Here is a 25,266-nt window from a genome sequence, read left to right as displayed (position 1 = left end):
GATGGGCTCGGACGTGCCCACGACGCCGATGGTGTTTCTCAAACCCACGACTGCGCTCGTGGCTTCGGGCGGCGAGATCGTGCTTCCGCCGCAATCCGAGGACGTGCACCACGAACTCGAACTCGTGGCCGTGATCGGGACGGGCGGCAAGGACATCGCGCCAGAGGCCGCGTTGGACCACGTGGCGGCGTACGCGCTGGGACTGGACCTGACGGCCCGCGACATCCAGGCCGAGGCCAAGAAAAAGGGCCACCCGTGGTCGGTCGCGAAGGGCTTCGACACGTTTGCGCCGCTCGGGCCTCTGGCGTCGGCGGCGGAAATCGGCGACGTAGGCGATCTCGAGATCGAGCTGACGATCAACGGCGAGACGCGGCAGAAAGGGTCTACGGCGCAGATGATCTTCTCCGTTGCGGCGCTCGTGGCGTACTGCTCGTCCGTCTTTACGCTGGAGCCTGGCGACCTGATCTACACTGGGACGCCAGAGGGCGTCGGGCCGCTGGCGCCGGGCCAGACGCTCCGCTGCACCGGAGCTGGGCTGCCCGAACTCAGCGTCACGGTACGGCGGTAGCTGCCGCGCCGTGGTGTGGAAACGCGGTTAGGAGGGAACGGAATCCGTCTCGGAAGGCTTGGAGGGGTCCTTTCTCATCTACCCCTCCATCCCATGGATCGCCAGCATCTCCTCAACCAGTACGCCACCGATATGGCCGGCGTCACCCAGCACATCCAGAACGCCGTCGAGCATCAGCGCGCGTCCGGCGCGACGGATGCCTATCCCGAACTGAACGGTCTCCTAGACCAGATCATCAGCACGCTCAAGGGCCAGAACACCGCGCTCGAGGCGTACAACGAAGGCACCGAAGGCGGCGGCGTTCTCGAAGCCGCCAAGGAAGCGTTTCTCGGCGTTCTCGGCGAGGCGGCCGGCCTGATCGACCGCCTCCGCAACACCGACCAGGTCTCGCGCATGGTGCGCGACGACTACACGGCGCTTAGCCTCGCGGCGGTCAGCTACCACATGCTGCACACGACTGCGCTCGGTCTCAAGGACCAGAAGCTCGCCGATCTCGCGCTGACTCACCTCGGCCAGATCACGCCGCTTCTCGTGAAGCTCTCCAAGACGGTCTGCACCGTCGTGGCGCACGAGCTGAACTCAGAGGACCGGATCATCGACGGAAGCGTCGCGGATCAGGCGATCGAGAACACGCAGAAGATGTGGAGCCCGGACCACACCAACCAGTAGTCCGCTCCGAGCGTTGCTCACACGCCGGCTTTCCCTCGGGAGAGCCGGCGTTTCTGTTTCCACAGCCTTGGCCTCTGGCGCCAGAGGCCGTCATCGCGGCAGGCAGGGTTGTGCTCTGCCTAGCAAACCCTCTGTGGCGACGGGGAGGGTAGCAGTATGGCGGTCTGGCGCCTCAATACTTAGCGAGGCGCCTACGCTCGCACCGACGCGAGTTCAGGACGCTTAGTCCCGGATGTTCAGCACGTACGGGTCATCGTCGTCGCCAGAGGCCTCCCCGTTGGGCAGCACGAACGAGAGGATGAGGTAGATGATGAGCCCGGCGCCCTGGCCGAAGATGGACGCCAGGACAAACGCGATCCGCACGACCGTCGGGTCGATGCCGAAGTAGGCCGCGATACCGCTGGCGACGCCCGAGATCTTTTTGTCCTTGCGGTTTTTCGCCAGGCGCCGACCCACGGAACGGCCTGCGGTCATGGACCGAGTGCGCTCGCGAGAGGCGTCGATGGCGCGGCGCGCGGTGCGGCCGGCGGTAGCCGAGGCCCGCGCGGCCTGCTCGAACGCGCTGCGGGCGCGGCGCCCGGCGGCGTCCGTCGGGGCGCTCCGCCTCTGGCGGCCCATGGTCTTCTGCTTGCGTCGGCGCGCGGCGCGGACGGCACGCTCCCGGGCTTTGCGGCGCCGCCGGGCCGCGGGGCTCCACGAGAGCACGCCGAAACCCGTCAGCATGATGAGGATGCCCGCGACCCACGGCATTACGGCGACAAGCGTGGCGAGCGAAGCCCCGAGCGGGAGAAAGCCCAACAGCTGCATCGTGTACAGCCCTCCAAGCCCGATCAGTCCGAGCCCGGCGCCGGTTTGGAGGTTGAGAAAGCCCGGGTCCGGTTTTTCCTCTTCCTCCTCGTCCTCTACCTCGGCGAGGTACGCCTGGATGTCCTCCTCGGAGATGCTCGCGAACTCGTCGTCGAGGGCTTCGTCGGAATCGGAGCGAGAAGAACGGCGCTGGCGCGTTGCCATCGGAGAGAAGGAGAGGGGGCCTCCCGAAACTACGCTGCCCGTCCCGAGGGGTTGCGCTCAGGTGGCCGCCCTCGCGGCCTCTGGCGTGACGGTCCAGTCCACGCGCGCGTCGTGCGGCTCCGCCGGGAGGCGCGCCGCTACGCCAGAGGCGAAGACGACCGCGACCCGCATGGCCTCGGTCTGCGCGAGGAACGCGTCGTAGAACCCGCCGCCGTAGCCCAGCCGCACGCCTCGGGCGTCGACGGCGAGCGCGGGCACGAGGGCGACCTCCACGTCTCTCGGAGCGACGAGCGGCGCCGTCGCCAGAGGCTCCATCACGCCGAACCGGCCTCTGGCGAGCGCGGCGTCTCCTTGAAAGGCGCGGTGTACCAGGCGCGGTCGGTCTCCGCGCTCACTCACGACGACGGGGAGCGCGACCGTGACGCCAGAGGCGGCGAGGCCTCGCAGAAGCGGGCGGAGGTCCACCTCTTCCGCCAGGGGCCAGAAGGCGCTGAGCGTGCGCATCCGCCTCTCGTGAAGAAAGGGGAGGAGTTGGGAGCAGATGGCGACGCTCTGCGCCTGCCGGGCCTCTGGCGCAAGCGCGGCGCGGCGGGCGCGGAACAGCTTGCGCGCCCGCGCTTTCTCCGCCGCCACATTCCCGGTTTCCATCGCGTCCATGTCAGAGCCTACCACCAACCGCCTCGATGCGTTCGACGCCTACCGCGCGAAGATGAACGCCCGCATCCTCGATGAGGGCGACCATCGCGGCATCAAGCGCTTTTTCAACTTGGATACGGCCGCGTACCGCGACGGCGCGCTGGACGGCAAGACCAAGGAACTCCTCGGCCTCGTCGCCAGCATGGTGCTCCGCTGCAACGACTGCATCGACTACCACATCGAGCAGTGCATGGCTGAGGGGTGGACGGAGGCTGAGCTTGAGGACGCTATGAACGTGGCGCTCGTTGTCGGCGGAAGCATCGTGATTCCACATTTGCGCCACGCGGTGGAAACTGTGGACTTGGTCAAGCGGCGGGAGGGGGCGGCAGACGATCTTGGCTAAGCCACAGCCTACTCCTTCCGATGGACGCCTCTTCTGCCCCTCCTCCCTTCGAAGCGCGCGTTGACCCAGAGGAAGGCCTCGGAACCGTCCGGTTCGCCGGGCGCGTGACGGGGGCGGACATGCGGGCCGGGGCCGCCACCCTTTTCGCCCTCCCCGAGTGGGAGGACTCGTTCGACGTGATCTGGGACTGCTCGCGCGTGGAAGCGCACATCATGGGCCCCGAGGAGATGCAGCCGCTCGTGGACGAGGTGACGGAGCACGGGCGGGGGCACGACGCGCTGGTAGAAAGCCAAGTGGCCGCCGAGGACATGGTAGGCGACCTCCTGGTCCGCTTTATCCGGCGCCGCGGCAAATCGGCGAGTTCGCACGCCAACATGGAGGGCGCCCTGCGGTCTCTCAACCGGGAGTCGCTTCCGCCGTCGCTGGTCTGGTGACGCCTCTGGCGCCAGAGGCCTACCAGCGCTCGCGGTCGGCGTCTTCGGACATGCCGAGGTCGGCGTAGGCGACGAGCGCCGGGAAAAGAGGGAGGAGGTAGCGCTGACTCGTGACGAGGTAAGGCATTCCGCCGCCGCCCGTCCCGCTGTCGCCTGCCACGTGGCGGCGGACGGCTTTGCGGTGAACGCTCAGGAAGGAGTCTGCATCCGGCGCGTGGAGCGCGAGGTCCGTCGCCACGAGGCGGTCTAGAATGAAGGCGAGGCAGGTGCCCCGGAGCGGTCCGTGAAGCGCGACGGCCCCCCGCCGCGCGTCGCCGAGCCTTTGGCGGCGATCGTTCTCCGCATCGGCCGCCGCAGCGAGCGCGAACCGGAACGCCTCTGTCGCCTCCTCGGCCTCTGGCGCCCCGCCGAGGGTTTGCCGGAACCGGGCGACGCTTCGCTCGACCTCGTCCGGGTACAGCGTCCGCACGCGCGGCGCCGCGTGCTCGCCAGAGGCGTGACCGGCCAGCCGCGCGAGGACGCGGTGCGCCAGAGGGTCCAGCGTGGCGACGATGGCCTCTGGCGAGTCGTCGGCCGGGAACGCGCGCGAGTGCCCGCCCCGGAGCACAAGCGGATCTCCCAGTGCGACGTGCCCCACGGGACAGCCCGCGTAGGCCTGGCCGAACGACCCGCCGGGGAAAACGGGGAGGTCTAGGAGCGGGCCCTTTGCGAGCGCGCGCTGAATAAGGCGGAGCTGCGCCGTCTGGAAGCCGCTCGATGGCGCGAGCGCATCCCGGAAGAGAGCGAACTCGATGGAAGAGAACAGCACGTCGTCATCGTCTCCCTTGCCGACGTACGGCATGATGGCGGGGAGCACGCGGCGCGCGCTGTGCCGCAGCCGCGCCGCCGCGGTCAACGCCGGGCGCCAGAACGCGCTCGGCCCGCCGCGCTCGTCTGGGCTGGGCTCGGTCGCCAGAGGCTCGAACGTGGCCTCTGGCGCATCGGCGAGGTGGGCCAGCGTGCCGGCCACGACGCCGAGGTCGACGAGCATCAGCCGGAAGGTGACCTCGCACAACTGGTGGATGGCGAGAAAAGCCCGCTCGTCCGGGACCGTCGAGGCGGGGTCTCCGGCAGAGAGCAGGGCATCCAGCCCGAGGTAAGAGCCGTAGTCCAGGCTCGGGCGCTCCGCGTCACCAGAGGCACGGCGGGCGGAAGCGGGCGTGGCGCGGGCGTCGGGGTCGAGGGCGAGGTCCCACCAGGGATCGCGAGGGGAGAGGTCGGCCATGCGGGATGGTACGGGCGGGAGGGGCCTCTGGCGCCTGAGGCTCTTACTTCACCACCGTCACCCGCACGTTCTGCACCTCACCCTGGCCTCTGGCGAGCACGGTATAGATCCCTGGCGCGAGAGAGGCAGGCAGCGCCCACGACCCCGCTCCCGCCAGAGGCCCCGCGTGGAGAGTTGCCACCTCACGGCCAAGCGCGTCCACGACCGTCACGCGCACAGCCCCGCCAGAGGCATCCGCTTCTGGCGTCAGCGTTACCCGTGCCCCCCCGCGCGAGGGGTTCGGCGTTATCGATAACACGCTTCCAGCCCCCTCCGGCGGAGCGGCTTCCGTCTCTACGGGCACGAGAGCGCCCACGTTGTAGTGGTACGCCGCCCCCACCTGCGCTACGGGCCACACGGTCTCCTCCTCACATGAGATTAGCGCGAACCCGTCTGCCGTCAATGCCGCTCCATCGCTTCCTACGTACTTGAACTGCCCCGGCCGCGAGGTCCGAAGCCGCGCCAGAGGCCGCCACGGGCCGCGCGCGTCACGGTAGAGCACTTCGGCTGCACCCGCCGCGCTGAAGCCGTCTACCGTCGCAAATGGGCTTGTCACGAGCACCATCGCGCCGCCATCCTCTTGCTCGGCCACGTCGAGCGACCACCCGAACCGGTTGTTGCCCGAGCCGTCGGCCGAGGTGAGAGTCTCGGCGAGACTCCACACTCCGGCCTCGTCTCGCTCGTAGGCGAACACGTAACCCCCGCCGTTGAGGAACGGCGCGCCGACGAGAACGACGGGGCGCCCGGCGGCGTGGACGACGGCCACGTCTTTCCCGTAGAACGTGCGGACGCCGGGGATGACGAGTCCGGGCGGGGGGAGGAGCCGGGTAGCCTCTGACCAAATCCCTGTCGCCGGATCCCGCTCGAAGACATATGCCGCGCCGATTGTCTCGAATACGGAAGTGTCCGAAGGGGCAAGAAAGTCGGAAACAACAGCGACATCGCTGGAGAGACCTGCTGCTGCGCCGAACTCGGACTGCCGCCGGGTGTCGATCGGCGGAAGGGTCTGAGGCGTGAGCGTGCCCGCGTGCACCCAAAGCTCGCCTGCTCCACGCTCGTAGATGAACCCTTTGCCCGTGAGCGGGGAGCCGCCGCTTCTGGAGATGAGCACTCGCGCGCTGCCTCTGGCGTCGGGGGCAATGGCCTTACCGAACCTCTCGTAGTCGTTTATGTAGCCCGGAGCGGTGAGCGTCTGGCGGATCGTCCATTCACCGTCCGCGTCGGCCTCGTAGGCGTGGACGAAGCCACCTTCTCGGGCGTAGGTGCCATCTGGACGTTGGGGGTCGTCGGTACTGGAGCCGACCCAGAGCGTCGTCCGAACAGGCCCTCCAGTCTCTGATGGCTCCTCCACCGCGGCGACAGCGTGGCCGTAGTCGGCGAAGAAGCGGTCGAGCGGGGGGATGAGCTTCTGCCTTTGTGCGAGCGCACCGGTCTCGGGTTCACGCTCGAAAACATAGACAGCTCCGCGCTGATTTCCAGGAAAGGAAATGTCGCCGTAAGCGCCAAAGAAGGCGTAGCGGGATGTAGCGGCGAGATCGCTGCCGAAGCGGAGTCGGTTCGTGGTGTCTGCGGGAGTGATGCGGGCGTCCTCCCGCAATTCCATGACGGTCTGCGCTACAGCCCCGTTCGCCACGAGCAGAGCAACAACTAAGCCGGCCAATCGGACAAGGGGCATCGCGTGTGAGCGCATATCCCGGAAGCTACCGACCGGGAGGTCGAGTGCCCGTGACTCCAGAGGCGGGCGTTGTCGCGGGTAGGCCAACTCGCCTTCCTCGCGCTCATTCCATTCCTGCCTCTGGCGCCAGAGGCTTAGATGGGTTTGATTCCCAGAACCCAGAACCCAGAACCCAGAACCCAGAACAGGATTCTCCCTCCCTTCGCCAGAGGCCCCTGGCGGGATCCGTAGATTCGCGCTCCGCCGTTCGGACCCCCGCGTCCGGGCTACGGCCGCCCCTCGCGGATTGCCCGCACAGGTCTTTCGGCCCCGCCCGACGCCGCGCTGGCATCTCGCCCGCGTGCTCACCCCGTCCCACGAGCCGCTCGCCCAGCGAGCCCACACGATTTGTTCGAGTCGCTCTCCGACAAGCTCGACGCCGCCCTCAAAAACGTCAAGGGGGAAGGCCGCATCAACGACCTGAACATCGCCGAGACGATGCGCGAGATTCGCCGCGCGCTTCTCGACGCCGACGTCAACTACGACGTCGCCCGCGAGTTCACCAACAAGGTCAAGGAAAAGGTCACCGACGAGTCGGTCCTCAACGCCGTCTCCCCGGGCCAGCAGTTTGTCAAAGCCGTCTACGACGAGCTCGTCTTTCTGCTCGGCGATGTTCACATCGACCTGAACACGCCAAAGAAGCCCCCGATGGTGATCCTCATCGCGGGATTGCAGGGCTCCGGCAAGACGACCTTTACCGGCAAGCTCGCGAAGTACCTCAAGAGCAAGGGCCGTTCGCCCATGCTGGCCGCCGCCGACGTGTACCGTCCGGCTGCTGTGGACCAGCTGGAGACGCTCGCCTCGCAGGTGGGCGTGCCGGTCTTCTCCATCCGCGGCGAGGACGGCGTGCCGCTCAAGGACGCTGTCGAGGTCGCGCGCCGCGCCAAGGACGAAGCGCGACGGACCGGCCGCGATACGCTCATCATCGACACCGCGGGCCGCCTCCACGTGGACGAGGCGATGATGAAAGAGGTCGTCGAGATCAAGGGCGCCGTCGAGCCCGACGAGATCCTGTTCGTCGTCGACGCGATGACGGGCCAGGACGCCGTCAACACGGCCAAGGCCTTTAACGACCAGCTCAACGTGGACGGCGTCGTCCTGACCAAGCTTGACGGCGACACCCGCGGCGGCGCGGCGCTGAGCATCCGCTCGGTCGTGCAGAAGCCGATCAAGTTCGCCTCGACGGGCGAGAAGCTGGACGCCCTCACCGAGTTCTACCCGGACCGGATGGCGCAGCGCATCCTCGGCATGGGCGACGTGGTCTCCTTTGTCGAGAAGGCGCAGGAGCAGTTCGATGAGGAAGAGGCCGAAAAGCTGCAGCGGAAGTTCCGCACGCAGGACTTTGACCTTCAGGACTTCTACGACCAGCTCCAGAAGATCAAGAACATGGGGTCCATCAAGGACCTCATCGGCATGATCCCCGGCGTCGGGAAGGTCATGAAGGACATCGACGTGGAGGACGATGCGTTCAAGCACATCGAAGCCCTCGTGCAGTCCATGACGCCCTACGAGCGCGCCAACCCGGACCAGATCAACGGCTCCCGCCGCCGCCGCATCGCCGCTGGCGCCGGCATGGAGGTCCAAGACGTCAACGGGCTGCTCAAGCAGTTCCGCGAGATGAAGAAGATGATGAAGACGATGTCTCGCCTCTCTGGAAAGGGACGGCAAGCCTCGCTCTCCGACCTGCAACGCGCCAGAGGCCGTCGCTAGAACCGTTCCGAGTTCCGGTTCCGAGTTCCGAGTTGTGGAGCGCAGGAGGCCGGGCTCGATCCCTTACGTTTTTTCCAACCAGGAACCCGGAACTCAAAACCCGGAACTCAAACAAAATGGCAGTCAAGCTCCGCCTCCGCCGGATGGGCCGCAAAAAGCTCCCCATCTACTCCATCGTCGCCACCGACGCCCGCTCGCCCCGCGACGGCAAGTTCATCGAGGACCTCGGTCGCTACGAGCCGCTCTCCGAGCAGCAGGTCCTCGCGCTCAACGCCGACCGCATCATCTACTGGCTCGGTGAGGGCGCGCAGCCGTCCGGCACGGTCCGCTCCATCCTCTCCAAGGAGGGCATCTTGCTCCGCCGCCACCTCGGCCTGAAGGGCAAGGGCGCTGAGGAGATCGACCAGGCGGTTGCCGCTCACCGCGAGGCAGCGGGCGCCAAGGGCACCGAGAGCACCTCCGCCGCTGACCGCCGCAAGGCTGCCCTCGCCGAGGAGCGCAAAAAGGCTGACGCCGAGGCCAAGCGGATCGCTGAGGAGAAGGCCGCCAAGGAAGCCGAGCTCCAGGCGCAGAAAGAGGCCGAGGAGGCTGAGGCCCGCGCCGCTGCCGAGGCCGAACTCGCTGCCAAGACGGCCGCCGAGGCGCCCGCCGACGCTGCGCCAGAGGCCTCTGGCGACGCAGAGACCGTGCAGGGCGAGACCGCTGAGGTCCCCGCCAAGCAGGCCGAGGTTGAGGCCGCTGGCGACGCCGGTGCCGACGCCGCGACCGAGGAGACGACCTCCGAGGACGTAGCCGAGCCCGCCGCCGACTCCGCCGAGGAGCAGCCCGCCGTTGAGGAGACCACCTCCGACGCCGTGGAGGCCGAGACTGGCGAGGAAGTCGCCGACCAGGCCGACGCCGGTGCCGCCGACGGCAACGACGAGACCAAGGAGGCGTAGCCCTACCCCGGTCGACCTTTACGGCCCCCTCGCGCCTGTGTGAGGGGGCCGCTTCGCATCCCGACGCCATGCCAGAGACCGACTCCGACGCGCTGTTCCTCGTGGGCCGCATCACGCAGCCCCACGGCGTGCGCGGCGAAATGAAGGTCCGTCCCGAAACCGACGACCCCGAGCGGTTCGGCCTGTTCGACCGGCTGTTCATCGGCCCCGACGCCCGGACGGCCGCGCGACGCGAGCAGGACGTGCAGAGCATCCGCTTCCAGCAGATGAAGAACGGCACGACCGCCGTGCTGCTCACGCTCAAAACGGTCACCAGCCGCGAGGACGCGGGCGACCTGCGCAACCAGAACGTCTATGCCCACGAGGACGACCTGCCGCCTCTGGCGGACGGCGAGGTCTTCGTACACGACCTGATTGGCATGACGGTCGTGATCGTGGACGAGGACGACGAACCGACGGGAGAGACCATCGGGACCGTTCGCGACGTGTTCGAAAGCGGGGCCTCGTTCCTCTACAGCGTGACCCGCGACGGCCAGCCGGACCTGCTTATTCCCGACGTGGAGCCCATCGTGCGCAGCGTAGACGGCGAGGCGCGCGAGATCCGCGTGTTCCCGCCCGACGGCCTGCTGGACCTCTAGCCCGACCTGCGGAGCCTCTAGCGCCGCACCCGACATGAGAATCGACCTCATCACCGCCCTCCCCGAGCTCGTCGAGAGCCCGCTGGCGCACTCCATTATTGGACGTGCGCGGGAGAGCGGCGTGGTCGAGATCCACGTCCACGACCTGCGCGAGTGGGGCAAGGGCAAGTACCGCCACATCGACGCGCCGCCCTACGGCGGCGGCGGCGGCATGGTGCTCACGCCTGAGCCTCTGGCGGACTGCCTGGACGCCGTGATCGCTCTCGGCGACGCGCCAGAGGCCGTCGTCTTTCTCACGCCCGATGGCGAGACGCTGGACCAGCCGCTGGCGAACGGGCTCTCCCTCGCGAAGCGGCTCGTGCTCATCGCCGGCCACTACAAGAACATCGATCAGCGCATCCGAGACCTCTACGTCACCCGTGAGGTGAGCATCGGGGACTACGTGCTGAGCGGCGGCGAACTCCCGGCGCTCGTCCTGATCGACGCGCTTGTGCGCATCCTGCCCGGCGCGATCTCCGACGCGCAGAGCGCGCTTTCCGACTCCTTCCAGGACGGGTTGCTCGACGCCCCGGCCTACACGCGCCCGGCCTCGTTCAGAGGCTTGGACGTTCCCGACGTGCTCCGCTCCGGCGACCACGCCGCCATTTCGGACTGGCGCGAAGATCAGCGCGTCGCCAAGACGCGCCAGAGGCGCCCAGACCTGCTTTCAGGCGCCGACTGAGGCGCTCCGGTCGGCCTCTGGCGGACCGGCGAAGAATCATCACAGATGGCCCCCGCGGCCCGCTCTGCCTTTCCCACCCCGTACTTTAGCGGTCTGCACCCCAGCGCGACCGAACCCTGACATGAAGACTGATTTCATGAGCCTCGTGGAGGCCACCCAACTCCGCGACGACCACCCCACCTTCAACCCGGGCGACACCATTCGCGTTCACGTTCGCGTGATCGAGGGTGAGAAGGAGCGTATCCAGATCTTCGAGGGTGTGGTCATCGCGATCCAGAACTCGGGGACCTCCCGCAGCTTCACGGTCCGCAAGCTCTCCAACGGTGTCGGCGTCGAGCGCGTCTTCCCGTTCGCGAGCCCCCGCATCTCCAAGATCGAGCGCATCCGCGAAGGCCGCGTGCGCCGCGCGAAGCTGTACTACCTCCGTGGTCTCCGCGGCAAGGCAGCCCGCATCAAGGAGAAGCGCCGCGACTTCACGCGCTAGATGACAGAGGCGACCCCGCGCACCGACGCACAGCGCCCGCCTCGCATCGCTGTATGGCCCGTGGCCCCAGCCGCCGTGCTGGGCCGCGTGCTTGCCGACGTTCTCGGCGGCGAGGTCGTCGCCGTCGAATCCCATCAAGCCGCTGGCGCGCTCGTCAGCGGCGAGGCGGACCTGGCGTTGATCCCAACGCTGTCCGTACTCCGCACGCCAGAGGCCTTTTCGCTCGTTCCGGGCGTGGGCCTCGTCGGCGAACGCTCCCCCTCGCGCACGCTCGTGCTCGCGGGAGGCTTGGGCGACATCGAAACGGTCGCCTTCGATCCCCGGTGGGGGCAGGAGGCGCTCCTCACGCAGCTGCTCCTCCGCGAGCACTACGACCTCAAGCCGACGTTTAGCCCCGTCCCGGACGGCACGCCTCTGGCGGAGCAACTCGCCGCCCACGGCGCCGCGTTGGTCTCGCCGGATACGCAGATTCCCGACGGGGCCGTCGTGCTGGACCTGGGACAGGAGTGGACCGACCTCACCACCCGCCCGATGGTGTGGGGTCTCGTCGCGTCCGGCCCCGGCGTTCTCACGCCAGAGGCCGCGCTCGCGCTCGCGGAAGCCGTCGCCGATGCCGGCGACCCGACGGGGGAGGGAACCTATCAGCTTTCGCTGACGGGGTTGGGGTACGACGGTCTCGAAGCGCTCTCGGACCACCTGTTTTACACCGGCACGCTTGGCGCCATCCCCGAACTGCCGTTCGTGCCCGTCACCGACGAGGAGCCGGAAGCCGACGCGCTGGACGTGCTGCTGGAGGTCCCCGCGGACCCCGACGCGTCGCCAGAGGCCCGCACGAACTAGCCTCTGGCGCCCCGCCGCCGATCCCTATGCCTGAAGGAGCCAAGACTGTCGTCTCGAATCGCCGCGCGCGCTACGAGTACGCGCTCGAAGCGCCGATCGAGGCGGGGATGGTGCTGGAAGGGAGCGAGGTCAAATCGCTGCGCGCAGGGCAGGCCACGCTGGCGGAATCGTTCGTGGACGTGCGGCCCGAAGGCGTGGATCTCGTCGGCTGCCACATCACGCCGTACGATATGGCGCGCAACGAAGGGTACGTGCCCACGCGCCGCCGCCGCCTGCTGCTCAACAAGAACGAGATCGCGAAGCTCCGTAAAGGCGTCGAGCAAAAGGGCTACACCGTGGTGCCGTTGCAGATCTATTTCAAGAACGGCCGCGCCAAGCTTCAGATCGCGCTCGGCAAGGGCAAAAAGCTCCACGACAAGCGCAATTCCATCGCGGAGCGCGAGTCGCAGCGGCGCATCGACCGCGAGATGCGGGACCGCTAGAGCTTCAGGTGACGGCGTCGGAGGCCTCTGGCGCCAGAGGCCGGTGGTTGGGCGTAGAATCCGGGTCCCCAGACCCTCGCTATGCTCCGTCTCTTCACTCGGTTTTTCGGTTCTGACGACGCTACGCCTGTCCCGAGTGGGGGCGGCGGGGGACTCGCGATCGCGCTGACGGGCGGCGGCGCGCGTGCGGCGTACCAGGCGGGGGTCTTGAAAGGACTTGCCGCGATGTTTCCAGAGCACCGGCCACGAATCCTGACCGGCGTTTCCGCAGGAGGCTTGAACGCGGCGTTTCTCGCGAACAACAGCGAGATGGCATACGGGGACGCGGTCGAGCGGCTGATTCAGATCTGGCGCGAGATCCGAGCCGACGAGGTGTTCGATCTGGGAGGACCTGGCGTCATGAGCAGCATCGCGCAGTTCATGCGCCGGCCTGACGAAATCGAGCCGCCCGCCAGAGGTGGCATCCTCAACACTGCTCCGTTGCACGCCTTCGTGGAGCGACACCTCGGGCCGATTGGGGAGCCCATTCGCGGGATCCAGAATGCCGTGGACTCGGGCGCTCTCCACGCATTCGCGCTCACGACGACCTCCTACACGACGGGACAATCCGTTACCTGGGTGCAGGGCGACGGCTTCGAGCCCTGGGACCGGCCGATGCGAAGGGCGGTCCGCACGCACATCCAACCCGAGCACGTCCTGGCCTCTGCGGCGCTGCCGTTCTTTTTCCCCGCCGTCAAGATCGACGACGCTGGGATGGGACCGGGGTGGTACGGCGATGGAGGCATCCGGCTTACCGCCCCGCTCTCACCCGCCCTCCACCTCGGCGCGGACAAGGTGCTGGTCATCACGACGCGGTACGCCCGCTCGGCGCGAGAGGCTGCGGAGCACGAGGTCGAGGCGTACCCCCCGCCTTCCCAGGTGCTGAGCGTCCTCATGAACGCCGTCTTCCTCGACGTCATCGACCGAGACGCGCAGACGCTGCACCGCATCAACGAGTTGATCCAAGCGATCCCGCCTGAGCACCGCGAGGGGTTCAGACCCGTGGACCTCCACGTGATCCGGCCATCGGAAGACATCGCCAAACTGGCTGCAGGCATCGACCCCAAGTTGCCCCGCCGCATGGAGTTGCTCACGCGGCGGCTCGGCGCTCAAGAATCGCAGAGTCCAGACTGGCTCTCCATGCTGCTGTTCGAGGACGAGTACGTCCACCGCTTGATCGAGATCGGCGAAGCGGACGCGAGGGCACAGCAGGCGGAGATCGCCGCGTTTCTGGGCGAGGAGACCGCTCCACAGCCTCTGGCGGGCGCTGTCGTTCTCGACCCGTAGGCCATCCTCTGGCGTAGCGGAACCCCCTCCGTTGCTAGGCAGCGTGGAGTTCCTGAGCTTGGTTTCGCTCTACGTTGCCCGGGTCATCCAGCGGACCCAGCAGAAAGACCTGGGTGGAGCGCCGAAAGGAGCGCGCGCAGGTCAAGTCGCGCCAGAGGCCGTCCGTCGACCCAGATAGGGCGGCCCCACCGCTCGGCCAACTCGACGAGGTGGTGCGAGACGTCGACGTATGGCCCGAACGATGCCGCAATGCAGAGCCGGACTTCTACGTCGTTCTCACGTCGTGCTACCACGACCAACCCATCGTCCGTTACCTCAACGCGTGTCACAGACCGCCACCCGACCGTCCTCTGGCGCTGCGAGACGTTGAGCAGCGTGAGGTGACGGGCGGAGACAGCCACACGCCAGAGGCGCTGCTGCAGATGCCCTAAGCGTCGGATGGAGCGGACCGCAACAACAGAGAGCAGAACGCACAGGCTGAGGGGAATCCAAGGGTTCGCGCCCAGTGCTAGAACGAGCGGCGCGCCGACTGCGATCACGACTGCGCAGACGGCCGCGTAGGCAAACGCCACGCGCCGCATCTGGTCTCGTGAGCCCACAAGGGCACACGGGTCGTCGTACGTCTTCGGTCCGGAGTACACCACCACCCTGATTGGAATCGGGTGTGTGAGATTCCTGAGAAGGAACGGTGTTCCGGAGACTGACGCTTTACAGGCCTCTGGCGCGCAAGATCATGAAAATGAGGACTCTACGATGTCGATCGCGGTGTCGAGGGCCTCATCGCTGATGTCCCGGTGGAACGTGGCTCGGACCGTGTGCGGTCCGAACGCGACGGTGCGGACGCCTCTGGCGCTGAGCGTGTCGATGACGCCAGAGGCCGCCTCTGGCGTATCCACGAGCACGATGTTGCTCTGGGGCGGAATCACCCGGAAGCCCCGGCGCGTGGCAAGGGCGTCGGCAAAGGCGCGGGCGCGGCGGTGGTCTGCGCGAAGCATGGCGCGCTCGTTGTCCTCGTAGTCGTCTAGAGCGACGAGGGCGGCTGCCGCCAATACGCCGGACTGCCGCATGCCTCCGCCGAACAGCTTCCGCACGCGCCGCGCGTCGCGCATGGCGCCCGCGCTACCGACGAGGACCGATCCGACCGGCGCGCCGAGTCCCTTGGAGAGGCACACGTTGACGGTATCGAAGGGGGCCGCGAGGTCCGCGATGTCGACGTTCAACGCCACCGCTGCATTCCAGAGCCGCGCGCCATCGAGGTGGAGGGCGAGGTTGTGTCGCCGCGCCGTCTCCGCGACCTCACGGAGCGCCTCTGGCGGAATAACGACGCCGCCCGCTTTGTTGACCGTGTTCTCCAGCCACACGAGCGCGGAGCGCGCCTCCCAGTCGTACTCGCCCTGGACGACCGCTTCGACGGCCTCTGGCGTCAGCACGCCAGAGGCGTCCCCAATGGGGCGGAGTTGAACGCCGCTCAGCGCTGCGGCGCCCCCGCCTTCGTAGTGGTACAGGTGCGCCCGCTCGGGCACGATGATCTCGTCGCCGGGTCGCGTGTGCAAACGAACGGCGATCTGGTTGCCCATCACGCCCGAGGGCACGAACACCCCGTGCTCTTTGCCCAGCATGTCCGCGACGCGCTCTTCCAACCGTCGGACCGTCGGGTCCTCTGCGAACACGTCGTCCCCCACTTCGGCTTCGGCCATAGCGCGGCGCATGGCGGCCGTCGGGCGGGTGACGGTGTCGGAGCGGAGGTCGATCATGGGTGCAGACCGGAGCGTTCTGCTCCTAGAAGAGGGGAGAGGCTGGCCGTAGGCCTCTGGCGCCAGAGGCGGTGCTTGCTACCAGCCCATCTGGCGCATGCGCGTGAGGATGCGCGTGCTTGTACGGCCCATCTCCTGCGGGCTCCGGGACAGCGGCGCGGGCAAAACCGCGACGAGCCGTGCCGACTGCTCTCGCGTAAGGGAGGAGGCCGACGTGCCGTAATGGTGGCGCGCGGCGGCGTCGAGCCCGAAGATCCCGGGTCCCCACTCCGCCACGTTGAGATAGAGCGTCAGGATTCGCTCCTTGGGCAAGATCAGCTCCGCGAGGAAGGTCAGGGGGACCTCGAAACCCTTCCGGATCCACGAGCGATGCGTAGTCAGAAACAGGTTCTTGACGAGTTGCTGCGTGAGCGTGCTCGCGCCTCGGGGCGACGTGCCTCTGGCGCGAGCCTGCTCCCGCGCGATCCGGATCTCTTCCAGGTCGAACCCATGGTGGAGGTAGAACCGCGCGTCCTCGCTCGCGACAACCGCGTGCCGGGCGTCGTCGTCTTGAGCGTCCTCCGAAACGGGGGAGTAGCTCAGGCGGTACGGCTCTCCATCGACGGCGTGCTCCGCCAAGCGCTGGAGCTGGACCGTCGTGGTCGGCGGTGGCAGCCAGCGGTAGGCGAGCAGCAGCAGCGAGCAAGCGAGCAGGTACCCGAAGCCGAGAATGGAGACCCACTTAAAGGGGAGCCACAGCCATCTCCAGGGGCTCTTCTCGCCAGAGGCACGTCGCGTCTTCGCCACCGGCCTAGCGGCTGATGTCGACGATTTCCAGCTCGACGAAGCCGGCCGGGACCTTGACGCGAACGGTGTCGCCGAGGGCCTTGCCGAGCAGCGCCTTTCCAATGGGGCTGTCGACGGAGATCTTCTGCTCCTTCAGGTCGGCCTCTTCGGCGGAGACGAGGGTGTACACCATCTCGCGCTTTGCCTTCTTGTTCCGCACCTTCACCTTGGAGAGGATGCGAGCCTTGGACGTGTCGACGGAGCTTTCGTCCACGATGCGGGCGTTCGCCATCGTCTCCTCAAGCTTCGCGATGCGGGCTTCGAGATGGCCCTGCGCTTCCTTGGCCGCGTCGTACTCGGCGTTCTCGGAGAGGTCCCCCTGAGCGCGCGCTTCCGCGATGGCTTCTGCGATGTCGTGGCGTCCCGTAGTACGCGCAGTGTGGAGCTCGTTCTTGAGACGGTCGAGCGCTTCAGCGGTGAGATAGACGGGCTTGTTCATGGCCGATCCGGGGAGAGGGGCGAGAGCCGCAAGGGCAGAAAAAAAGGCGCATCCCGGCGCGAGGCCGGGATGCGAGGATGGCGCAAGATACGACCGCTACGGCCGGATCGCGTGTGGCGCGTGGCGCCAGAGGCTAGTGCCGAACCGCGCGGACCGAGTCCAGGGCGGAGACGGCCGCGCGGGCGCCGTCGTGGTCGCGCCGCGGGGCGGGCGCTACAGGCTCGAACTCCGGGAGGATGCGGCGGGACTGCCAGTAGTACCGGCTCCAGTACCCGCTGTCCATCGTGGAGACGGTGACGCCGCGGCTGGAGGACGCGTGGATGAAGTCCCCTGCGCCGAGGTACACGCCGACATGGCGGACGCCGCGGCGGCGGAAGAAGACGAGGTCGCCCGGGATGAGCTCGTCACGGGAGACGCGCTCGCCGCGGTGGACTTGCGTGGCCGTCGTGCGGGGAAGCTCGATGTCGAACGTGGCGCGGACGAGCTGCTGCACGAACGAAGAGCAGTCAATGCCCCGGCGCGTGGTGCCGCCCCAACGGTAGGGGGTGCCGAGCCAGCCGTTGCCTTCCGCGCGGATCGCCGAGGCGATCATCATGTTGTGCGCGGCGGCGGCGCTGGAGGCGCCACGGCGAGAGCTGACGGCGATGATGGTGTCCCGGGAGACACGGAGGGGCTGCGAGAGCACGAGGGCGGTTTCGGTGGCGTCCGGGGTGGCGGGCGCTGCCGGAACAGCCGGTACGTGCGGTGGAGCGATCGAGAACCCAACGAGTGCGATGGTCGCACCGAGGAACAGCATCGCCCCCGCGGTACGGGAGCCGGAAATCATAGAGAGAACGGTGTGGTAGGCGTGGCGGGAGGCCAAAGATACTCTCAGGTTGAGCCTGCTAAAAATTGATCTGGGAAAGGATCCGTCAAGCTCCGTTCAACCCTAAACCAAGCAGAGGTTTGCGCAGAATGAAAGAGAGGCCCTCCTAGCGGGAACCCTTTGAGTTTCGACTGATCACTCTCCGTTCTTAAGCTGTGCGCCCACCGCTTGCCGTCCCAATGAGAGACTCCACCTTCCTCGACCGCTTCTTGCTCGCCGCCTCGGCCTTCGGGGCAGGACTCGCCTTGGGCCTCCTCCTGGCGCCAGAGGCCGGGCGCGATACGCGGGACCGGATCGCCTCTGGCGCGCGAGAGGCGTCGGCGGCGGCGCAGGAGAAAAGCCGCGAACTCGCCGTCCCCGTGGCCGACCGCGCGCGGGCCACGGCGCAAACGCTCGCGGAGCGTCACCTGCCTCTGGCGGAGGACTGGGAGGTCGTGGACCCGGACACGCTCCGCGACGCGCTCCGCTCCGACCTCACGAGGGGCTAAGCCCGTTGAGGACGAGGATTGGGTGAGGCGACCTGCGCTGGAAACGAAGAGCGCGGGGCGGCGTCTCCTGTGGGAACCCACCCCTGAAGATCATGCCATACCCAGAGCCGCTCGTCCGTCCCATGCGGGAAGAACTCACCCGCCTCGGCGTCACCGAACTGACCACAGCCGATGAGGTGGACCGTGCGATGCAGGCCGCCGAGGAGGGCACCATGCTCGCCATCGTGAACTCCGTCTGCGGCTGTGCCGCTGCAAACGCCCGCCCGGCCGTCGCGATGGTCCGCAATCTGGAGTCGCGCCCCGATCGCGCCGTCACCGTGTTCGCCGGACAGGATCTGGAGGCCACCGCGCGCCTTCGCGAGCACCTGGCTGGCATCCCACCTTCCAGCCCGTTTATGGCGCTGCTGAAGGACGGCGACCCCGTGTTTGTCCTGGAGCGCCGCCACATCGAAGGCCGCTCTGCCAGCGCCATCGCGGGCGATCTCGCGCAGGCGTTTGAGACCTACTGTGGCCCCGACGCGCCAGAGGCCTCTGGCGAGATCCAGACCCCAGACGTGGCGCCCAAGAGCGCGCCTGACGGCGTGCCTTCCACGTTCCGCTCGATCCTCTAGCGCGTCCGCGTTACGCGTCTGAGCGCTCGTCGCTCTCCGCCTCTGGTGATTCGTCGCCAGAGGCGTTTTCATGTTGGAGCGTCCAGGCGACGTACACGAGGCCGCCTGCGACGGCGGCGACAAACGTCCAGAGCGGCGTCGAGACCGCGAACGCGACGAGCGAAGGCGCGATGCACACCGCCGCCCTCGCCAGAGGCCCCGCCGCCGCGCGCCCGAGGCCTCTGGCGCCGACACCCGCGACGGACATCGCGAGCACGAGTTGAACGAAACGGCCGATTGCGCCGCCCAGCCCGAGCGCCAGGAGCGTGGCCTCTGGCGTCCCCAGCGCCGACCCGACCGCCAAGCCGACGACGACGCCCATCGCGACGGCGCCGCCTGCCAGCAGCTCACGGTCTTGGCGCTCGGTGGCGTCGAACGCCCGCGTAAGAGGCGGGACGACGACCGAGAGCGCGAGCCAGGGCGCGAGAAGCCGCGCGTACTCGCCGGCGAGCCGCCAGGGCTCACCGAACACGAACGCGAAAAGGTCCGGCCCGAGAATCGCGACCGCCGCGATGGGGTACAGGACGAGGCCGAGCAGCCGCCGCAGCGTGCGTTCCGCCAGAGGCGCGAGGCTCGCGCTGCGCTGCGCCTCGGCGCCGTGAACGGCGAACACCTGCCCGATGGCGTCGCCCAGAAACGCCAGCGGCACGAGGACCGACGCCGCAGCCAAGCCGAACTGGCCCACGACCGCCGGTCCGAACAGCGCGCCTAGCGCCAGAGGCGGCAGGCGCGAGCCGACCTGGCCCAGGGCAGTCGCGGGGAGCCCGAGACGGGGAAACCGGACGTAGCGCCGCGCGACCTCGGCCAGCGCCTCTGGCGCGACGCCCACGAACACGCGCTCTCGTAGCGCGCTCCCCATGAGCACGAGCGCAAACGCGATAGCGCCCGCCACGCTCCCAAACACGAGCCCCGCCGCTCCGGTCTCCGGCGCGAGCAGCTGAACAGCGACCGTCGAGAGGCTCTGGAGCCCGATCGCGACAGAGATCAGCCGGAACCGGTGCCCCCGCGCGAGCCACGCCTGGGACGCGTTGCCCCACGCGTATAGCAACGCCACCAACGGGACGAGCGGCAGCAGCGGCGCCAGAGGCGGAGACTCGAAAAAAGCCGCGATGCGCTCGCGAGGGCTCACGGCCAGAACGGCAACGCCGCAAACCACCAGCGAGACACCTACGCACAGCGCGAGCAGCGACCGCGCGCGGTCCTCGCGCTCGGGCAGCACGATGGCGTCCTCGTAACGGAGCGTCGCCAGAAGCCCGACAAGCGCGCTCAGCGCCACGAACTCTCCCAGCACGCCGAAGGCCTCTGGCGTGTACAGGCGTGAGAGGACCGGCCGGGCGGCGAACACGACGACCTGCGCCGCCACGCCGCCAGCGGCGAGCGTCAGGACAGAGCGCGCGAAGCGTCCCGCGCGCATCGGAATCACCGGAGGTCCAGAATGGACCAGGCGCCAGAGGTTTCCGCCACGGGCAACGAACTCTCCGTCCCCGCCGGCACGATGGCGTACTCCGCGTTGTACTTCTCAGCCAGCGCCCGCCACTGCTCGTCCGAGTTCGAGGCGTAGGCGACGTCCAACGCCTCCACGAGGCCGCGGCCGCGATCTGGGACGGCGCCCAGCGGCGCGATGTCGGAGATCCGCGCCCACCACCCCGCGCCGAGATCGGCCCGGAAGGGGACGGACTTCCACGTCACGACCACGTTGCGGCGCGACGGAACGCGGAACGTGTCCATCGACGGGGGGACGAGGAAGACCGCGCTCGCGGGCGTCTCGCGCTGCGCCCACCTTGCGACGCCGCGGGTGTCGTACACCTCCGGGGTCCGCACGTCGCGGAAGCCCAGGAAGCAGAGCACGGCGGCGGCGATATAAAGCGGCGCCTTTTTGCGGAGCAGGTCGTCCAGCTTGCGGCGCGCGTCGTTCTGCAGCAGCGAGAGCGCGCCCGCGGCGATCCCGATGCACAGCGCCACGTTGACCAGCACGGTCAACTTGAACACCTGAGCGCGCGCGATGGCGAGCGAGTCGAACTCGTAGATCGCGTACGTCGCCACGATTGCCAGCGCGAGGAAGGTGGCCCCGAGCAAGGTGGGGAAGAGGAGCCTGACCACGCGCCGCTCGCGAGCGGCCAGCACGTACCCGCCCACGCCGATGGCGACTAAAACGAGAAACGAGATCCACTCCACCGCGCCGAATGCGCTCGGCAGGAGGTGGTGCGGGTGCCGGAGTTCCACGTAGAGCTTGAACGCGTTCAGGCCGGCCGGGAAATCCCCGCCGCCAGAGGCCGACTGCCGCAAGATGGCCGGACCCACCACGGGAAGCGCGATCAGGAGCGTGCCCCCGATAAAGGTCGTCGGCGGCCAGCCCTTCCACGCCTTCCGCCTCTGGCGGCCTCGGCCCAGGACGTAGTCCATCTGGTAATCCGCCTCTTGCGCCGCCGTGCGCTTGGGCTTTTCCTGCTCCTCCTTGAACACCTCGTACACCGAGACCACCCCCAGGACGATCAGCGTCAGGAAGCCGACGAGCGGGTGAAACCAGCACGTCACGCCGAGGACGAGCGCGGCGATAAAGACGTGCTCCTTGAGGTAGATCGTGATCGCCGCGAGGGCGCCCACCCACGCGATCCCCTCGGGCGTGAGCATGGAGTACACGAGGTGGTTGCCGCCGAGCGTGAACCGCGGCAACACCAGGCACGCGAGGACTGAGGCCAAGAGCGAGGCCGAGCGGCGCGCGTGCATGGCGCGTGCCAGGGCAAACACCATCGCGCCGGCCCCGATCAGCGTCAACACGTGGAGCAGGGAGACCGCGGCCTCTGGCGAGATAAACCGCCCGAGCCCCGTGAGGACCGCTTGGTAAGCTGCGCGAATGGTCAGGCCGTCCAACTGCCCCTGGACGTAGGCGTCGTTGGAGAACAGGCTCGTGTTGAGCCGCGCGAGAATCGGTGGAATGAGGTCGTCCTGATCCCCACCTCCCCACGAGTATCCGTAGAGGAGAGGGTGGAGAAATGCGACCAGCGCTCCCGCCAGAAATGCGACGGGACGGTCTCGGCGGGGAAAGGGGGGAGTTTTTTGCACGAGTCAGGCGGGGCTCAGCCGGAAGCTACACGGAGGGGCTAGCCCCCGGCGTGCGAACATGTGCAAGAGATCGGAGCTCGCGCAACCGTTGGTAGCCGCCCGGCTCGTCATGCGTGCCGGGATGGGTCATCCACTCGGTGCACCCCTCGCCGCGGGCGGCTTCCATCTCGCGAAGCGACTCTGCGCCCAGCCTGCCGCTCCACCGGTAGCCGTCAAAGTGGTCCGGGGTGGCGACGCCAGAGGCGCGGGCAAGCCGAGCCAGACGGCGCCCCAGTGCGGAGAACACGGCGGTGTCCGCCCGGCCTCTGGCGGGCTCGTCGGGCGCGCGGAGGCGGGGAATCCCGCGCTCGGTGGCGAGCCGCACCGCCAGAGGCCCCAGCCACGGCGCGAGGTGGACGTGCTGGTGGCTATCGAGGTGCGTGGGTGTGCGGCCCCAGGTGCGCTCGAAGGTGTCAGCTTGGGCATTCCATTCGTCCCAGACCGCCTCGCGACGGGCGCGAGTGCGCGCCCACAGGATGGCGGAGAACTGCCGCGGTGGGAACCGCGCCTCTGGCGTGAGCAGTCCCGTCAGAGGCGCGAGCGGTCCAGACGGAAGCGTTTGGGACAGAGCGAGGTGGAGGCCGACGCCCAGCCCCGGTGCCTCTTCTTGGACCAGGGGCGCGGCCTCTTGCGCCGATGCGCCGCCCGCCAACCACGAGGCGTGCGTGACGATGCCCTCGCGGTGCGCGCTCACGATGCCCTCGTCCACGTCGGGCCGTAGGCCGAGGTCATCGGCGGTGACGATGAGAGCCCTCACCGGAGCGCGTCGATCGCGCGCAGCCATCGCGGGCCGACGCGGCGAACCGTGACGGTGGGCGTGAGCACGCCGCCAAGCTGGCGCTTGAACTGCGCCACGCCGGGCACATTGGCTCCGCCGAGGTCGAGATCGGTAACGCCAGAGGCCTTCAGCGCGTCGACGGCATGGAGGAATAGAACGGACATCGCCGGACCCCGTTTGCCCCCGCTTAGCCAGTACGTCGCGTGCGTGCCGTCGACGGTGAACAGGGCAGCAGCCTCTGGCGCCGCGTCTCCTGCTCGCGTGGCGGCGAAGGCGCGGACGAGGCCTCTGGCGTGGAGCGCATTGGCGAGGAGCACGAGCGCGCCAGAGGTGAGGCCAAACGGTACGCTTTTCCGGGCGTATGTCTCGACCTGAAGCCGCGTTGCCACTTCTAAAGCATCTGGCGTCTCGCGAACATCGAAGTCAGCTGCGGACTGGCGGGCTGGTCGCAATGTGCCCTTGCTCCACTGCGTCAACGGGTCGCCACTCAGATCCGCGACGGATGTGTACCGCACCGTGGCGTCCCAGCCCGCGAACGCGAACGTCCGCGGGTCCGTCCACGTCGGGGGAAGCGAGAACGCGGCGAGCGCGAAGCGCGATTCGACGACCCCGCGCACGGCGTCCAAAGGCGTCTCGCAGCCCAGAACCTCGGCCTCTGGCGAGGCCTGAACGCAGATCGGCGAGCAGTACGCGGCTCCTGGCGTCAGCGCGAGGGCGCGAAAGGGCCCGCGCCGCTTTTCCAGGCCGATCACACCTACATCGGCCCCCAGAATCGCCAGAGGCGAGAGCCCGAACGCCTCTCCCGCGGCCTCGACAACGTCCGGGTGGTTAAACGGCGTCCGCACCGCGCTCCGCTCCCAGAGCGCGAGCGCGTCGGCGCGGACGGAGGAGAGGGGGGCGACGGTCACGCGGCGAACCTACGCAAGCGGCGAACCGTCTTCTGGAGCCCCGCAACGCCCGGTCCCCGTCGGGCCTCTGGCGCCAGAGGCCTGACGGGAGCGGACCTAGAGGACGTACATGCTCAGGTCGCGGTCCTCCACGATGCCCTGGAGCGTGTCCCGCACCATGTCGTGCGTGATCTCGACTGTCCCGCCGTGGTCGCCATCCGGCAGGTCGAACAGGAGGTCTTCGAGCAGCGTCGTCAGGATGGTGTGGAGGCGGCGGGCGCCGATGTTCTCCACGTCGGAGTTCACCTTGGCGGCGATGCGCGCGACCTCAGCGACGGCCTCTTGCGTGAACGAGAGGTCTACGCCCTCGCTCGCGAACAGCGCGGCGTACTGCTTGGTGAGCGCGTTTTCCGGCTCGGTCAGGATGCGCACGAAGTCGGCCTCGGTCAGCGACTCCAGCTCGACGCGGATCGGGAAGCGGCCCTGGAGCTCGGGGATGAGGTCGCTCGGCTTGGACACGTGGAACGCGCCAGAGGCGATAAAGAGGATGTGGTCGGTCTTGACTGGCCCGTGCTTGGTCACCACCGTCGAGCCCTCCACGATGGGGAGCAGGTCGCGCTGGACGCCCTCGCGGCTCACGTCAGGGCCGCCACCGCCGCCGGCGCTCTGCCGCCCGGCCACCTTGTCAATCTCGTCGATGAACACGATGCCGGCTTGCTCCACGCGCGCGAGGGCTTCGGCGCGAGCGGCCTCCTGGTCTACGAGCTTTTGCGCCTCGTCCTGCGTGAGCAGGTCCATGGCCTCGGGGACTTTCACGCGGCGCTTCTGGCGCTTTTTGCCCCCGCCGAGCATCTCCTGCAGGTTGATACCCATTTCCTCCATGCCCATCGGGCCAAACATCTGGAGGTTCGTCGTCCGGTCCAGACTCACGTCGACTTCCACCTCGCGGTCGTCCAGGCTCCCGCGGTGGAGCATCTCGCGGAACCGCTCGCGCGTTTTGCCTCCGGGGTCGGCCAGCTCCTCCGCCGCTGGCGAGGGCGTGGTCACGGGAAAGCCGAGGCCGGGCAGGCCTGCCGGCGCTTTGGGCTTAGAAGAGGGGAGGAGAAGGTCCAGCAGGCGGTTCTCCGCGTGGACGCGAGCCTGATCGGTCACGCGTTCCGCCTGTATCTCTTTGGCCTGCGCAAGCGCTAGGTCCACGAGATCGCGGATCATGCTCTCCACGTCGCGGCCAACGTAGCCGACCTCGGTGAATTTGGTGGCTTCGACTTTGACGAATGGCGCGCCGGTCAGCTTGGCCAGGCGCCGCGCGATCTCGGTCTTGCCGACGCCCGTCGGCCCGATCAGGATGATGTTGGCGGGGGTGATCTCGTCGCGCATGTCCTCTGGCGCGCGGAGGCGGCGCCAGCGGTTGCGGAGCGCCACGGCCACGGCCCGCTTGGCCGCGTTCTGTCCAACGACGTACTTGTCGAGCTCGGCGACGATGCGCCGCGGAGTCAGGCCCGCGTCGTCGGCTTGGGTGGGGGAGTCTGTCTTGAGTTCCATGAGTGGGGGCCGCGCAGGCGGCTCTCGCCTCTGGCGCCGCCAGAGGCCGATGGGGAAAC

28 protein-coding genes are annotated in these 25,266 nt (G+C 68.2%); 14 read left to right on the top strand and 14 right to left on the bottom strand.

Annotated elements, in window-relative coordinates:
- A partial coding sequence (locus BSZ36_RS19365) for a fumarylacetoacetate hydrolase family protein (RefSeq protein WP_094548259.1) occupies nt 1-568 on the top strand: 568 nt, incomplete at its 5' end.
- 93 nt (nt 569-661) lie between these two features.
- Nucleotides 662-1,237: a hypothetical protein gene (locus BSZ36_RS09395; RefSeq protein ID WP_094548257.1), complete on the top strand. Its 576-nt coding sequence runs from the start codon at nt 662-664 to the stop codon at nt 1,235-1,237.
- 222 nt (nt 1,238-1,459) lie between these two features.
- Here BSZ36_RS09395 and BSZ36_RS19710 read toward each other — a convergent pair whose 3' ends face one another.
- Both BSZ36_RS19710 and BSZ36_RS09385 read right to left on the bottom strand, forming a co-directional pair.
- Complete coding sequence (locus tag BSZ36_RS19710) at nt 1,460-2,248, bottom strand: PspC domain-containing protein (RefSeq protein ID WP_218827625.1); 789 nt, start codon at nt 2,246-2,248, stop codon at nt 1,460-1,462.
- Between the two features lie 57 nt (nt 2,249-2,305).
- The gene (locus tag BSZ36_RS09385; RefSeq protein WP_094548255.1) at nt 2,306-2,905 is read right to left on the bottom strand and encodes a 5-formyltetrahydrofolate cyclo-ligase; all 600 of its coding nucleotides are present in this window, start codon (nt 2,903-2,905) and stop codon (nt 2,306-2,308) included.
- Between BSZ36_RS09385 and BSZ36_RS09380 the strand changes: the two genes are divergently transcribed.
- Nucleotides 2,904-3,287: a carboxymuconolactone decarboxylase family protein gene (locus BSZ36_RS09380; RefSeq protein WP_094548253.1), complete on the top strand. Its 384-nt coding sequence runs from the start codon at nt 2,904-2,906 to the stop codon at nt 3,285-3,287. The two genes, BSZ36_RS09385 and BSZ36_RS09380, sit on opposite strands and share 2 nt — an antisense overlap.
- Nucleotides 3,288-3,307: 20 nt before the next feature.
- On the top strand, nt 3,308-3,721 hold the full coding sequence (locus BSZ36_RS09375; protein WP_094548251.1) for a hypothetical protein: 414 nt from the start codon (nt 3,308-3,310) through the stop codon (nt 3,719-3,721).
- A gap of 19 nt (nt 3,722-3,740) precedes the next feature.
- Here BSZ36_RS09375 and BSZ36_RS09370 read toward each other — a convergent pair whose 3' ends face one another.
- Together BSZ36_RS09370 and BSZ36_RS09365 are read right to left on the bottom strand one after the other, a co-directional pair.
- Complete coding sequence (locus BSZ36_RS09370; RefSeq protein ID WP_094548249.1) at nt 3,741-4,985, bottom strand: tryptophan 2,3-dioxygenase; 1,245 nt, start codon at nt 4,983-4,985, stop codon at nt 3,741-3,743.
- A 43-nt stretch (nt 4,986-5,028) separates the two neighbouring features.
- Nucleotides 5,029-6,699 (bottom strand): hypothetical protein, encoded by a 1,671-nt coding sequence (locus BSZ36_RS09365; protein ID WP_143536832.1) that lies wholly within the window; start codon nt 6,697-6,699, stop codon nt 5,029-5,031.
- Nucleotides 6,700-7,086: 387 nt separating this feature from the next.
- Here BSZ36_RS09365 and ffh point away from each other — a divergent pair, with 387 nt between their 5' ends.
- The 8 genes from ffh (at nt 7,087) to BSZ36_RS09325 (ending at nt 13,877) form a co-directional block, all read left to right on the top strand.
- Nucleotides 7,087-8,448 carry a signal recognition particle protein gene (gene ffh, locus BSZ36_RS09360; protein WP_094548245.1) on the top strand — a complete coding sequence of 454 codons (1,362 nt, stop codon included), beginning with the start codon at nt 7,087-7,089 and terminating at the stop codon, nt 8,446-8,448.
- Nucleotides 8,449-8,564: 116 nt separating this feature from the next.
- Nucleotides 8,565-9,386, top strand: a complete 822-nt coding sequence (rpsP, locus tag BSZ36_RS20090) for a 30S ribosomal protein S16 (RefSeq protein WP_179271112.1) — start codon at nt 8,565-8,567, stop codon at nt 9,384-9,386.
- Between the two features lie 68 nt (nt 9,387-9,454).
- Nucleotides 9,455-10,024 carry a ribosome maturation factor RimM gene (gene rimM, locus BSZ36_RS09350; protein WP_094548243.1) on the top strand — a complete coding sequence of 190 codons (570 nt, stop codon included), beginning with the start codon at nt 9,455-9,457 and terminating at the stop codon, nt 10,022-10,024.
- 34 nt (nt 10,025-10,058) lie between these two features.
- Nucleotides 10,059-10,745 (top strand): tRNA (guanosine(37)-N1)-methyltransferase TrmD, encoded by a 687-nt coding sequence (trmD, locus tag BSZ36_RS09345; protein ID WP_094548241.1) that lies wholly within the window; start codon nt 10,059-10,061, stop codon nt 10,743-10,745.
- 121 nt (nt 10,746-10,866) lie between these two features.
- A complete protein-coding gene (gene rplS, locus BSZ36_RS09340; protein WP_094548239.1) occupies nt 10,867-11,229 on the top strand; it encodes a 50S ribosomal protein L19 in 363 nt (120 codons plus the stop codon).
- Between the two features lie 60 nt (nt 11,230-11,289).
- A complete protein-coding gene (locus BSZ36_RS09335; RefSeq protein WP_179271111.1) occupies nt 11,290-12,069 on the top strand; it encodes an MqnA/MqnD/SBP family protein in 780 nt (259 codons plus the stop codon).
- A 26-nt stretch (nt 12,070-12,095) separates the two neighbouring features.
- The gene (smpB, locus tag BSZ36_RS09330; RefSeq protein ID WP_094548235.1) at nt 12,096-12,551 is read left to right on the top strand and encodes an SsrA-binding protein SmpB; all 456 of its coding nucleotides are present in this window, start codon (nt 12,096-12,098) and stop codon (nt 12,549-12,551) included.
- An 81-nt stretch (nt 12,552-12,632) separates the two neighbouring features.
- Nucleotides 12,633-13,877, top strand: a complete 1,245-nt coding sequence (locus tag BSZ36_RS09325) for a patatin-like phospholipase family protein (RefSeq protein ID WP_094548233.1) — start codon at nt 12,633-12,635, stop codon at nt 13,875-13,877.
- An 83-nt stretch (nt 13,878-13,960) separates the two neighbouring features.
- Here BSZ36_RS09325 and BSZ36_RS18925 read toward each other — a convergent pair whose 3' ends face one another.
- The 5 genes from BSZ36_RS18925 to BSZ36_RS09300 all read right to left on the bottom strand — a co-directional run bounded on the left by BSZ36_RS18925 (nt 13,961) and on the right by BSZ36_RS09300 (nt 17,691).
- Nucleotides 13,961-14,278, bottom strand: coding sequence for a hypothetical protein (locus BSZ36_RS18925; protein WP_143536831.1), 318 nt, complete (start codon nt 14,276-14,278; stop codon nt 13,961-13,963).
- Between the two features lie 330 nt (nt 14,279-14,608).
- The gene (locus BSZ36_RS09315) at nt 14,609-15,631 is read right to left on the bottom strand and encodes a threonine aldolase family protein (RefSeq protein WP_094548229.1); all 1,023 of its coding nucleotides are present in this window, start codon (nt 15,629-15,631) and stop codon (nt 14,609-14,611) included.
- 78 nt (nt 15,632-15,709) lie between these two features.
- Nucleotides 15,710-16,417, bottom strand: a complete 708-nt coding sequence (mtgA, locus tag BSZ36_RS09310; RefSeq protein WP_218827624.1) for a monofunctional biosynthetic peptidoglycan transglycosylase — start codon at nt 16,415-16,417, stop codon at nt 15,710-15,712.
- Between the two features lie 4 nt (nt 16,418-16,421).
- Nucleotides 16,422-16,895, bottom strand: coding sequence for a transcription elongation factor GreA (gene greA, locus BSZ36_RS09305; RefSeq protein ID WP_094548227.1), 474 nt, complete (start codon nt 16,893-16,895; stop codon nt 16,422-16,424).
- Nucleotides 16,896-17,028: 133 nt separating this feature from the next.
- Nucleotides 17,029-17,691, bottom strand: a complete 663-nt coding sequence (locus BSZ36_RS09300; RefSeq protein WP_218827623.1) for a C40 family peptidase — start codon at nt 17,689-17,691, stop codon at nt 17,029-17,031.
- A 248-nt stretch (nt 17,692-17,939) separates the two neighbouring features.
- Between BSZ36_RS09300 and BSZ36_RS09295 the strand changes: the two genes are divergently transcribed.
- Entirely contained in the window at nt 17,940-18,248 is a 309-nt protein-coding gene (locus tag BSZ36_RS09295) for a YtxH domain-containing protein (protein ID WP_094548225.1), read from the top strand.
- Nucleotides 18,249-18,340: 92 nt separating this feature from the next.
- Nucleotides 18,341-18,859, top strand: coding sequence for a BrxA/BrxB family bacilliredoxin (locus tag BSZ36_RS09290; protein ID WP_094548223.1), 519 nt, complete (start codon nt 18,341-18,343; stop codon nt 18,857-18,859).
- A gap of 10 nt (nt 18,860-18,869) precedes the next feature.
- On the opposite strand, the gene BSZ36_RS09285 is transcribed toward BSZ36_RS09290, so the two are convergent.
- The 5 genes from BSZ36_RS09285 to hslU form a co-directional block, all read right to left on the bottom strand.
- Nucleotides 18,870-20,312, bottom strand: coding sequence for a lipopolysaccharide biosynthesis protein (locus BSZ36_RS09285; protein ID WP_094548221.1), 1,443 nt, complete (start codon nt 20,310-20,312; stop codon nt 18,870-18,872).
- A gap of 5 nt (nt 20,313-20,317) precedes the next feature.
- Nucleotides 20,318-21,961, bottom strand: a complete 1,644-nt coding sequence (locus tag BSZ36_RS09280) for a DUF6798 domain-containing protein (RefSeq protein ID WP_094548219.1) — start codon at nt 21,959-21,961, stop codon at nt 20,318-20,320.
- 25 nt (nt 21,962-21,986) lie between these two features.
- Nucleotides 21,987-22,757, bottom strand: a complete 771-nt coding sequence (locus BSZ36_RS09275; RefSeq protein ID WP_179271110.1) for a carbohydrate deacetylase — start codon at nt 22,755-22,757, stop codon at nt 21,987-21,989.
- Nucleotides 22,754-23,686: a GNAT family N-acetyltransferase gene (locus tag BSZ36_RS09270; protein ID WP_094548215.1), complete on the bottom strand. Its 933-nt coding sequence runs from the start codon at nt 23,684-23,686 to the stop codon at nt 22,754-22,756. The genes BSZ36_RS09275 and BSZ36_RS09270 overlap by 4 nt, the downstream gene beginning before the upstream one ends.
- Nucleotides 23,687-23,782: 96 nt before the next feature.
- Complete coding sequence (hslU, locus tag BSZ36_RS09265) at nt 23,783-25,207, bottom strand: ATP-dependent protease ATPase subunit HslU (RefSeq protein ID WP_094548213.1); 1,425 nt, start codon at nt 25,205-25,207, stop codon at nt 23,783-23,785.
- Nucleotides 25,208-25,266: the final 59 nt, after the last annotated feature.

Origin of the sequence: Rubricoccus marinus (assembly GCF_002257665.1) — a bacterium.
GTDB lineage: Bacteria > Bacteroidota > Rhodothermia > Rhodothermales > Rubricoccaceae > Rubricoccus > Rubricoccus marinus.
The sequence above is the reverse complement of the archived record's forward strand: the minus strand, read 5'-3'. Positions and strand labels throughout refer to the sequence as shown.

What these genes read in the sequence shown, in the direction of transcription:
- BSZ36_RS09395 (WP_094548257.1), top strand. Translation starts at nt 662, where the DNA reads ATGGATCGCCAGCATCTCCTCAACCAGTACGCCACCGATATGGCCGGC.
- BSZ36_RS19710 (WP_218827625.1), bottom strand. Translation starts at nt 2,248, where the DNA reads ATGGCAACGCGCCAGCGCCGTTCTTCTCGCTCCGATTCCGACGAAGCC.
- BSZ36_RS09380 (WP_094548253.1), top strand. Translation starts at nt 2,904, where the DNA reads ATGTCAGAGCCTACCACCAACCGCCTCGATGCGTTCGACGCCTACCGC.
- BSZ36_RS09385 (WP_094548255.1), bottom strand. Translation starts at nt 2,905, where the DNA reads ATGGACGCGATGGAAACCGGGAATGTGGCGGCGGAGAAAGCGCGGGCG.
- BSZ36_RS09375 (WP_094548251.1), top strand. Translation starts at nt 3,308, where the DNA reads ATGGACGCCTCTTCTGCCCCTCCTCCCTTCGAAGCGCGCGTTGACCCA.
- BSZ36_RS09370 (WP_094548249.1), bottom strand. Translation starts at nt 4,985, where the DNA reads ATGGCCGACCTCTCCCCTCGCGATCCCTGGTGGGACCTCGCCCTCGAC.
- BSZ36_RS09365 (WP_143536832.1), bottom strand. Translation starts at nt 6,699, where the DNA reads ATGCCCCTTGTCCGATTGGCCGGCTTAGTTGTTGCTCTGCTCGTGGCG.
- rpsP (WP_179271112.1), top strand. Translation starts at nt 8,565, where the DNA reads ATGGCAGTCAAGCTCCGCCTCCGCCGGATGGGCCGCAAAAAGCTCCCC.
- rimM (WP_094548243.1), top strand. Translation starts at nt 9,455, where the DNA reads ATGCCAGAGACCGACTCCGACGCGCTGTTCCTCGTGGGCCGCATCACG.
- trmD (WP_094548241.1), top strand. Translation starts at nt 10,059, where the DNA reads ATGAGAATCGACCTCATCACCGCCCTCCCCGAGCTCGTCGAGAGCCCG.
- rplS (WP_094548239.1), top strand. Translation starts at nt 10,867, where the DNA reads ATGAAGACTGATTTCATGAGCCTCGTGGAGGCCACCCAACTCCGCGAC.
- smpB (WP_094548235.1), top strand. Translation starts at nt 12,096, where the DNA reads ATGCCTGAAGGAGCCAAGACTGTCGTCTCGAATCGCCGCGCGCGCTAC.
- BSZ36_RS09325 (WP_094548233.1), top strand. Translation starts at nt 12,633, where the DNA reads ATGCTCCGTCTCTTCACTCGGTTTTTCGGTTCTGACGACGCTACGCCT.
- BSZ36_RS09315 (WP_094548229.1), bottom strand. Translation starts at nt 15,631, where the DNA reads ATGATCGACCTCCGCTCCGACACCGTCACCCGCCCGACGGCCGCCATG.
- greA (WP_094548227.1), bottom strand. Translation starts at nt 16,895, where the DNA reads ATGAACAAGCCCGTCTATCTCACCGCTGAAGCGCTCGACCGTCTCAAG.
- BSZ36_RS09300 (WP_218827623.1), bottom strand. Translation starts at nt 17,691, where the DNA reads ATGCTGTTCCTCGGTGCGACCATCGCACTCGTTGGGTTCTCGATCGCT.
- BSZ36_RS09295 (WP_094548225.1), top strand. Translation starts at nt 17,940, where the DNA reads ATGAGAGACTCCACCTTCCTCGACCGCTTCTTGCTCGCCGCCTCGGCC.
- BSZ36_RS09290 (WP_094548223.1), top strand. Translation starts at nt 18,341, where the DNA reads ATGCCATACCCAGAGCCGCTCGTCCGTCCCATGCGGGAAGAACTCACC.
- BSZ36_RS09285 (WP_094548221.1), bottom strand. Translation starts at nt 20,312, where the DNA reads ATGCGCGCGGGACGCTTCGCGCGCTCTGTCCTGACGCTCGCCGCTGGC.
- hslU (WP_094548213.1), bottom strand. Translation starts at nt 25,207, where the DNA reads ATGGAACTCAAGACAGACTCCCCCACCCAAGCCGACGACGCGGGCCTG.